The sequence below is a fragment of the Roseicyclus sp. genome, assembly GCF_052168335.1.
Lineage (GTDB): Bacteria > Pseudomonadota > Alphaproteobacteria > Rhodobacterales > Rhodobacteraceae > Roseibacterium.
In genome coordinates this window covers 1-7,637 of sequence record NZ_JBQLZP010000105.1, presented here as the reverse complement: position 1 = coordinate 7,637, position 7,637 = coordinate 1, and the positions used below count along the sequence as shown (strand labels likewise).

Annotated in this window: 7 protein-coding genes; all 7 read left to right on the top strand. The window is 71.1% G+C overall.

Annotated elements, in window-relative coordinates; all coding sequences use genetic code 11:
* Nucleotides 1–312, top strand: a 312-nt coding sequence (locus tag ACTS11_RS03295) for a GAF domain-containing protein (RefSeq protein ID WP_442638917.1), incomplete at its 5' end; no start/stop codon positions are given.
* A gap of 1 nt (nt 313) precedes the next feature.
* The gene (locus ACTS11_RS03290) at nt 314–2,389 is read left to right on the top strand and encodes a hydantoinase/oxoprolinase family protein (protein ID WP_442638916.1); all 2,076 of its coding nucleotides are present in this window, start codon (nt 314–316) and stop codon (nt 2,387–2,389) included.
* Complete coding sequence (locus ACTS11_RS03285; protein WP_442638915.1) at nt 2,386–4,035, top strand: hydantoinase B/oxoprolinase family protein; 1,650 nt, start codon at nt 2,386–2,388, stop codon at nt 4,033–4,035. Before ACTS11_RS03290 ends, ACTS11_RS03285 begins: the two co-directional genes overlap by 4 nt.
* Nucleotides 4,036–4,050: 15 nt before the next feature.
* Nucleotides 4,051–4,845, top strand: a complete 795-nt coding sequence (locus ACTS11_RS03280) for an aspartate/glutamate racemase family protein (RefSeq protein WP_442638914.1) — start codon at nt 4,051–4,053, stop codon at nt 4,843–4,845.
* Entirely contained in the window at nt 4,846–5,847 is a 1,002-nt protein-coding gene (locus tag ACTS11_RS03275) for a zinc-binding dehydrogenase (RefSeq protein ID WP_442638913.1), read from the top strand.
* A gap of 16 nt (nt 5,848–5,863) precedes the next feature.
* Nucleotides 5,864–6,958, top strand: a complete 1,095-nt coding sequence (locus tag ACTS11_RS03270; RefSeq protein WP_442638912.1) for a M24 family metallopeptidase — start codon at nt 5,864–5,866, stop codon at nt 6,956–6,958.
* The coding region (locus tag ACTS11_RS03265) for a hydantoinase B/oxoprolinase family protein (RefSeq protein ID WP_442638911.1) at nt 6,951–7,637 on the top strand (687 nt) is incomplete at its 3' end. The genes ACTS11_RS03270 and ACTS11_RS03265, both read left to right, overlap by 8 nt.

Here is a 7,637-nt window from a genome sequence, read left to right as displayed (position 1 = left end):
CCGGTCTCGGGGGAGAAGCCGCTCCAGTCCGGGCGCTGGACCGACGTGGTGGAGGGGCGGCACGAGACCTTCGTGGCCAACACGATCGAGGAGATCGCCGATGTCTTCCCGGACCACGAGCTGATCCGGTCGCTCGGCTGCGAGTCCTGCATGAACGTGCCCGTGGTGGTGGGCGGCGCCGTGATCGGCACGCTCAACTGCCTGCACGAGGCCGGCCACTACACGCCCGACCGCGTGGCCGCCGCCGAAGCCCTGAAGCTGCCGGGCGCCGCCGCCTTCCTGCTGGCCGCGTCCCTGAAGAAAGGAGCCTGAGATGGCACAGACGATCCGGCGCGTGGCGACCGACGTGGGCGGAACCTTCACCGACCTCGTCGCCTTCGAGATGCGGCCCGACGGGACGATGGAGATCGTCACCGCCAAGTCCGACACCACGCCCCCCGACTACGAGAAGGGCGTCCTCGACGTGCTGGCCAAGGGCGCGATCGCGCCCGAAACGGTCGACTTCATGGCGCACGGCACCACCGTCGTCATCAACGCCCTGACCGAGCGGAAGGGCGTGAAGGTGGGTCTCGTCACGACCGAGGGTTTCCGCGACGTGCTCGAGATCGCGCGCGGCAACCGGCCGGACTTCTTCAACCTCCACTACGTGAAGCCCGCGCCCTTCGTGCCGCGCCACCTGCGCGCCGAGGTGCCGGGCCGGATGACCTACCGCGGCGAGGAGCGTGCGCCGCTCGACCTCTCGGGCCTGCCCGCGATCCTCGAGCATTTCCGCGCCGAGGGGGTGGAGGCCGTCGCGATCTGCCTCCTCCACGGCTACGCCAACACGGCCCACGAGGAGGCGACGCTGGCCGAGGTTCGGCGGCTCTGGCCCGGCGTCTCGGTCGTCGCGGCGCACCAGATCACGCGGGAATGGCGCGAATACGAGCGCACGAACACCGCCGTCCTCTCGGCCTTCGTGCAGCCGGTCGCGGCGCGCTACCTCGGCAAGCTCGACGAGGGGCTGAGGGCGCAGGGCCTGCGCAAGAGCCCCTACATCATGCAGTCGAACTGCGGCGTCGACAGCCTCGCCGCCACCTCCGCCGTGCCGATCACGATGGTCGAGAGCGGTCCCGCGTCCGGCTTCTGGGGCGCGGCCGAACTCGGCAAGCTGATCGGCGAGCCGAACATCCTCGCCCTCGACATCGGCGGGACGACGGCGAAGTGCTCGCTCATCGAGGGCGGCGAGGTCCGCATCATGACCGACTACTGGATCGAGCGCAGCCGCAAGTCGGCGGGCTACCCGATCATGGTGCCGGTCGTGGACCTCGTCGAGATCGGCAACGGCGGCGGCTCGATCGCCTGGGTGGACGACTTCGGCAAGCTGCATGTCGGCCCGCAATCGGCGGGCGCGCAGCCGGGGCCGGCCGCCTATGGCCGCGGCGGGACGGACGCCACGACGACGGACGCGAACCTCTGGCTCGGCCGGATCAACCGCGACTTCTTCTGCGGCGGCGAGGTCGTGGCCGACATGGGCGCGGCCGAGGCGGCGCTGAGGGCCGTGGGCGAGAGGCTCGGCGTCTCGGTGGACGAGGCGGCGCAGGGCATCATCCGCATCGCCAACAACAACATGGTCAACGCGCTGAAACTCGTCAGCCTCAACCGCGGCCACGACACGCGGGACTTCACGCTGCTGGCCTTCGGCGGCGGCGGCGCGATGCACGGCGTGGCGCTGGGCCAGGAGCTCCAGGTGCGCAAGGTCGTCGTGCCGAACGCGGCCAGCGTCTTCTCGGCCTGGGGCATGATGATGTCCGACCTCCGGCGCGACTACTTCGTGACGCAGCTCTGCGACCTGGCGCCCGGCGCGGGCGCGGTGATCGAGGGCGTGTTCGCCGAGGCCGAGGCGCAGGCCCGCGCCACCTTCGAGGAGGAGGGCGTCGATCCGGCCCGCGTCGACTTCCTGCGCTACGGCAAGTTCCGCTACCAGAACCAGGAGCACACGACCGAGGTGCAGCTTCAGGGGCCGGTGACGGACGCGGCGCTGGGCGCCATCGCGGACGATTTCCACGCCGCCTACGAGCGCGAATACACCTACCGCCTCGACGCGCCGGTCGAGATGGTCGGCATCCACCTCGTCGCCCGCGCCGAGGTCGGCAAGCTCACCATGAAGCCGGCGGAGCTCGGACCGCCCGACGCCACGCCCGCGCACAAGGGGCGGCGCGTCGTCGACTACGCGCTCGAGGGGCGGCACGAGGCCGACATCTACGACGGCGACCGCCTCGCGCCCGGCATGGCCTTCACCGGCCCCGCGATCGTGGAGGACGCGGGCACCACCGTCGTCATCCACCCCGGCAACCGCGTCGAGGTCGACGCCTTCCGCAACATCCACATCCACCTGGAGGGACGGGCATGAGCGCGAACGACCCGATCACGCTGGAGATCATCCAGAACTCGCTCCAGGCCGCCGCCGACGAGATGTTCGCCGCCATGCGCAAGACGGCGATGTCCTCGATCATCTACGAGGTGCTCGACATGGGCACGGGCATCACCGACGCGGAGGGGCGCATCGCCTCGTCGGGGGCGGGCATCCCGGCCTTCATCGGAGTGCTCGACAAGTCGGTGCAGTTCATCCTGTCCAAGCACGCGGACATCCGCCCCGGCGACGTCTTCATCACCAACGACCCCTGGCACGGCGGCGTCACGCACCTGAACGACCTCGTGCTGGCCATGCCGGTCTTCGCCGAGGGGCGGCTCATCGCCTGGACGGCGAACATCGCGCACAACTCGGACGTGGGCGGCATGGCGCCCGGCTCGCTCTCGGGGGAGGCGACCGAGATCTTCCAGGAGGGGCTGCGCCTTCCGGCGGTCAAGCTGATCCGCGAGGGCGAGACCGACCAGTCGGTGATGGACATCATCACGGTCAACAGCCGGATGCCCGACTTTCTCAAGGGCGACGTCTGGGCCGCCATCGCGAGCGTCCGGGTGGGCGCGCGAAGGCTCGAGGGGCTGGCCGCGAAATACGGCGTCGACACCTTCATCCGCGCGATGGAGCAGTTCATGGCCTTCGGCGAGCAGGCCGCCAAGGCCGAGCTGGCCAAGCTGCCGCACGGGACCTTCGAACTCAGCGAGGAGCAGGACGACGGCCGCGTCTTCAACGTGAAGATCACGATCTCGGCGGACGAGTTCGTGGTCGACCTGCGCGACAACCCCGACCAGGACGCGGGCCCGACCAACACCAGCCGCGACGGCACGATGATCTGCGCGCAGATGGTCTTCAAGTCGGTGACGGACCCCGAGACGCCCGCCAACGACGGCAGCTTCCGGCCGCTCAAGGTGCTGACGCGCGAGGGCTCGATCTTCCACGCGGGCGAGCCCGCGGCCATCGGCTTCTACTTCGAGACGGAGGTGCGGGTCTACGACCTGATCTGGCGCTGCCTCGCGCCGCACATCCCCGAGCGGCTGCCCGCCGGGCATTTCAGCTCGATCTGCGGCACCTTCATCGGCGGCATCCACCCCGACACGGGGCGGCAATACACGATCATCGAGCCGCAGATCGGCGGCTGGGGCGCCTGGGACGGGCGGGACGGCAACCCCTGCATCTTCTCGGGCTTCCACGGCGAGACCTACAACACGCCCGCCGAGATCTCGGAGGCGCGCAACGGCCTCTTCGTGGACCGCATGGCGCTCAACACCGCGCCGGGCGGGGAGGGGGCGTGGACCGGCGGGCGGGGCCTTGTGCTCGAATACCGCATCCGCACCGAGAAGGGGTTCCTGACGGCGGGCTACACGCGCTCGCGGGTCAAGCCCTGGCCGCTCGAGGGCGGCGAGGAGGGCTCGGGCAACTACGTCGAGGTGCTGAAGGCCGGCGGCGAGACGGCGCGCTACAGCTTCGTCTCCGGGCTCTCGCTGACGACCGACGACGTGGTGCGCGTCGTGACCTCCTGCGGGGCGGGCTACGGCGACCCGAAGGCGCGCGACCCGGACGCGGTGCGGCGCGACGTGAAGAACGGCCTTCTCGACGCCGCGCGTGCCGAGGAGATCCACGGCGTGAAGGTCTGAGGGGGAGGACACCAGATGGTCAAGATCATGTATCTCAGCCCCGTCGCCCACAGGGCGGGGCACGACGACCTCTTCGCGGAGATGGCGCGGGACTACAAGCTGCCGGGAACCGAGGTCCACGTCACCTCGCTGCCCGAGAGCGTCGGCCGCTTCTCGCACATCGAGTTCCGCAGCTACGAGGGGATGGTGACGGCGGGGATCATCCGCGCCGCACGTGCGGCGGCGCGCGAGGGCTTCGACGCGCTCGCCATCGGCTGCTTCTACGACACCGGCCTCGCCGAGGCGCGCGAGGTCTCGGGCGACATGATCGTGACCGCGCCCTGCGCCGCGTCGTGCGAGATCGCGGCCAGCCTCTCGAACCGCTTCGGCGTGATCGTGGGGCGGCGCAAGTGGGTCGACCAGATGCAGTCCACCGTCCACGCGCTCGGGCATCGCGACCGGCTGGCGGGCTTCTACCATGTCGAGCTCGGCGTGACCGAGTTCCAGGAGGACCACGCCCGCACCGAGAGCCGCCTGATCGCCGCCGGCCGCCGCGCGGTCGAGGAGGACTACGCCGAGGCGCTGATCCTCGGCTGCACGATGGAGGTGGGCTTCTACCGCAACGTCGAGGACCGCCTCGGCGTGCCGGTCATCGACCCCTCCATCGCGGCGCTGAAGCGGGCGGAATACGGCGCCCTCCTCAAGCGCGACTGCGGCTGGGTGCCCTCGCGCAAGTGGTCCTGCGAGGCCCCGCCCGAGGCCGAGATCGCCGCCATCGGCAGCTTCGACAACGGCCCGGCCTTCGGCGGGCGCATCGTCGTGGAGGCATGAATGCCCCGCGAATGGGTCATCCACGGGTCCGACGGCTGGGCGGGGCTCGACCTCGTCGAGGCGCCGGTTCCGGTGCCGGGTCCGGGGCAGGTGCGCCTCAGGATCGAGGCCTTCGCGCTCAACTGGGGCGACATGGACCTGATGCTCGACCGCTATTCCTTCAGCTTCCCGCGCTTTCCGGCGCGGATCGGGATGGAGGCGGCGGGCGTGGCCGAGGCGCTGGGCGAGGGTGTCACCGGGATCGAGCTCGGGCGGCGCTACTGCACCTTGCCCTATTTCTACGGCAACGACGGCACGAGCGCGGACTTCGCCTGCGTCGACGCGCGCTACGTGACGCCCGCGCCCGAGGGCCTTACGGCGGTCGAGGCGGCGTCGGTCTGGATGCAGTTCATGACCGCCTACTACCCGGTGACGGAGCTGGCGAAGGCGGGCCCGGACACCTCGATCCTCGTCACCGCGGCGACCGGCACGGCGGGCAACGCCGCGCTCGCCATCGGGCGCCTCGCCGGGGCGAACATGATCGGCACGACGCGCGACCCCGACAGTGCCGCCTACCTCCGCGAGAGCGGCGCGCGCCACGTCATCGTCACCGGCGAGGACACCGACCTCGCCGCCGAGATCCGCGCGGCGACAGACGGGCGCGGCATCGACGCGGCCTTCGATCCGGTGGGCGCGGGCATGATCGCGCGCTATGCGCCGGCGCTGGCGCGGAACGCGCAGATCTTCTTCTACGGAACGCTCGACGGAGAATGGCCGACGCTGCCCTTCGTCGAGATGTTCCAGGCCAACGCGACCTTCAAACCCTATTCGCTCTTCAACTACGTGGAGGACGACGCGGCGCGCGGGCGCGGCACGGCCTTCGTCTATGCCGCCCTGTCGGACGGCAGGCTCGCGCCGCGGATCGACCGGGTCTACCCGATGGAGGGCTACCGCGACGCCTGGGCCTACCTCAGCCGGCCCCGCAAGGCGCACGGCAAGGTCGTGATCGAGACGGGAAACTGAGACGGGAGAGACGGCAATGACCAGCAATCACAGGCTCGAGGCGCTGCGGGCGCGCATGGCCGAGACGGGAACCGACATCGTGGTGCTCGCGCCGGGCGCGCACATGGCCTGGCTTCTCGGCGTCAGGCCGCACGCCGACGAGCGGCCCTGCCTCGCCGTCGTGACGCAGGGGTACGCGGGCTTCCTCATGCCCGCGCTCGAGGCCGAAAGCGCGCGGCAGCAGACCGATCTGCCGTTCTTCCCCTGGGCCGACGCCGAGGGGCCGGAGGCGGCGCTGCGCGCATTGCTCGCCGCGTTCGGGGCGGAGGGCGCGGGCGCGCTCGTCCTCGACGAGTGCATGCGGGCCGACCACGCCGCGCTGGTGACGGACGCGCTGCCCGGGGCCGCGCGCAGCTTCACCGCCGACACCGTGGGCGCGCTCCGGATGCGCAAGTCGGCCGAGGAATACGCCGCGCTCAAGCGCAACGCGGGCCAGGCCGACCGCGCCATGCAGGCCGCCTGGGCCGCCATGCGCCCCGGCATGACCGAGGCGGAGGTGGCCGCCATCGCGCGGGCGAGCTTCGCGCAGGACGGCGCCAAGCCGCTCTTCACCATCGTGGGCACGGGCCGGAACGGCGCCTTCCCGCACCACCACACCGGCGAGACGGTGCTGAAGCCCGGCGACGCGGTGGTCATGGACATCGGCGCGGGGTCGGAGGGGTATTCGTCGGACATCACGCGCATGGCGCTGATCGGCGCGGGCCCCGAGGGCTATGCCGAGGTCCACGCGGTGGTCGAGCGCGCGGTCGCGGCGGCGCTGAAGGCCGCGCGGCCCGGCGTGAAGGCGCATGTCGTCGACGACGCGGCGCGCGGCGTCATCACGGAGGCGGGTTACGGTGACTACTTCGTCCACCGCACCGGCCACGGCCTCGGCACCGAGGTCCACGAGCCGCCCTACATCACCGCCACCTCGCAGACCGTGCTCGACGAGGGGATGGTCTTCTCCATCGAGCCGGGCATCTACATGCCCGACCGCTTCGGCATCCGGCTGGAGGAGATCGTGATCCTGCGCACCGACGGCCCCGAGATCCTCTCGGGCCTGCCGCGCGACGCGGTCCGGATCGATGGCTGATCCCTTCACGCTGTCGGTGATCGAGGCGGCCCTCGACGCCGCCGCCGAGGAGATGTTCGAGGTTCTCCGCAAGACCGCGATGAGCCCGATCATCTACGAGGTGCTGGACGTCGGCACCGGGATCACCGACGCGGAAGGGGAACTGGTCAGTTCGGGCGCGGGCATCCCGTCCTTCGTCGGCGTCCTCGACAAGTCGGTGAAGGCGATCCTCGCGCGCGAGGGCGGGCGCATCGCCGAGGGCGACGTCTTCCTGACCAACGATCCCAATTTCGGGGGCGTCACGCATCTCAACGACGTGGTCGTGGCCGAGCCGGTCTTCTTCGAGGGGGAATGCGTCGCCTGGGCGGCCTCGATCGCGCATTGGGGCGACATCGGCGGGCGGACGCCGGGCTCGATGGCGGTCGACGTCACCGGGATCGTTGCCGAGGGCCTGCGCCTGCCCATCGTGAAGCTCTTCGAGAAGGGGCGGCGCAACGAGGCCGTGGCCGACATCATCCGGACGAACTCGCGCCTGCCGGACTTCGTGACCGGCGACCTCTGGGCGCAGATCTCGGCCGGGCGGCGCGCCTCGCGGCTGATCCGGGGGATCTGCGCGCGCCACGGGGCGGGCCTGCTGCGCGCGGCCATCGACGATGCGCGGGCCACGGGCCGGGCGCGCGCGCTCGCGGGCCTCGCCGCG

Excerpts from the sequence above, each read along its gene's own strand:
- ACTS11_RS03290 (WP_442638916.1), top strand. The coding sequence starts at position 314 with ATGGCACAGACGATCCGGCGCGTGGCGACCGACGTGGGCGGAACCTTC.
- ACTS11_RS03285 (WP_442638915.1), top strand. The coding sequence starts at position 2,386 with ATGAGCGCGAACGACCCGATCACGCTGGAGATCATCCAGAACTCGCTC.
- ACTS11_RS03280 (WP_442638914.1), top strand. The coding sequence starts at position 4,051 with ATGGTCAAGATCATGTATCTCAGCCCCGTCGCCCACAGGGCGGGGCAC.
- ACTS11_RS03275 (WP_442638913.1), top strand. The coding sequence starts at position 4,846 with ATGCCCCGCGAATGGGTCATCCACGGGTCCGACGGCTGGGCGGGGCTC.
- ACTS11_RS03270 (WP_442638912.1), top strand. The coding sequence starts at position 5,864 with ATGACCAGCAATCACAGGCTCGAGGCGCTGCGGGCGCGCATGGCCGAG.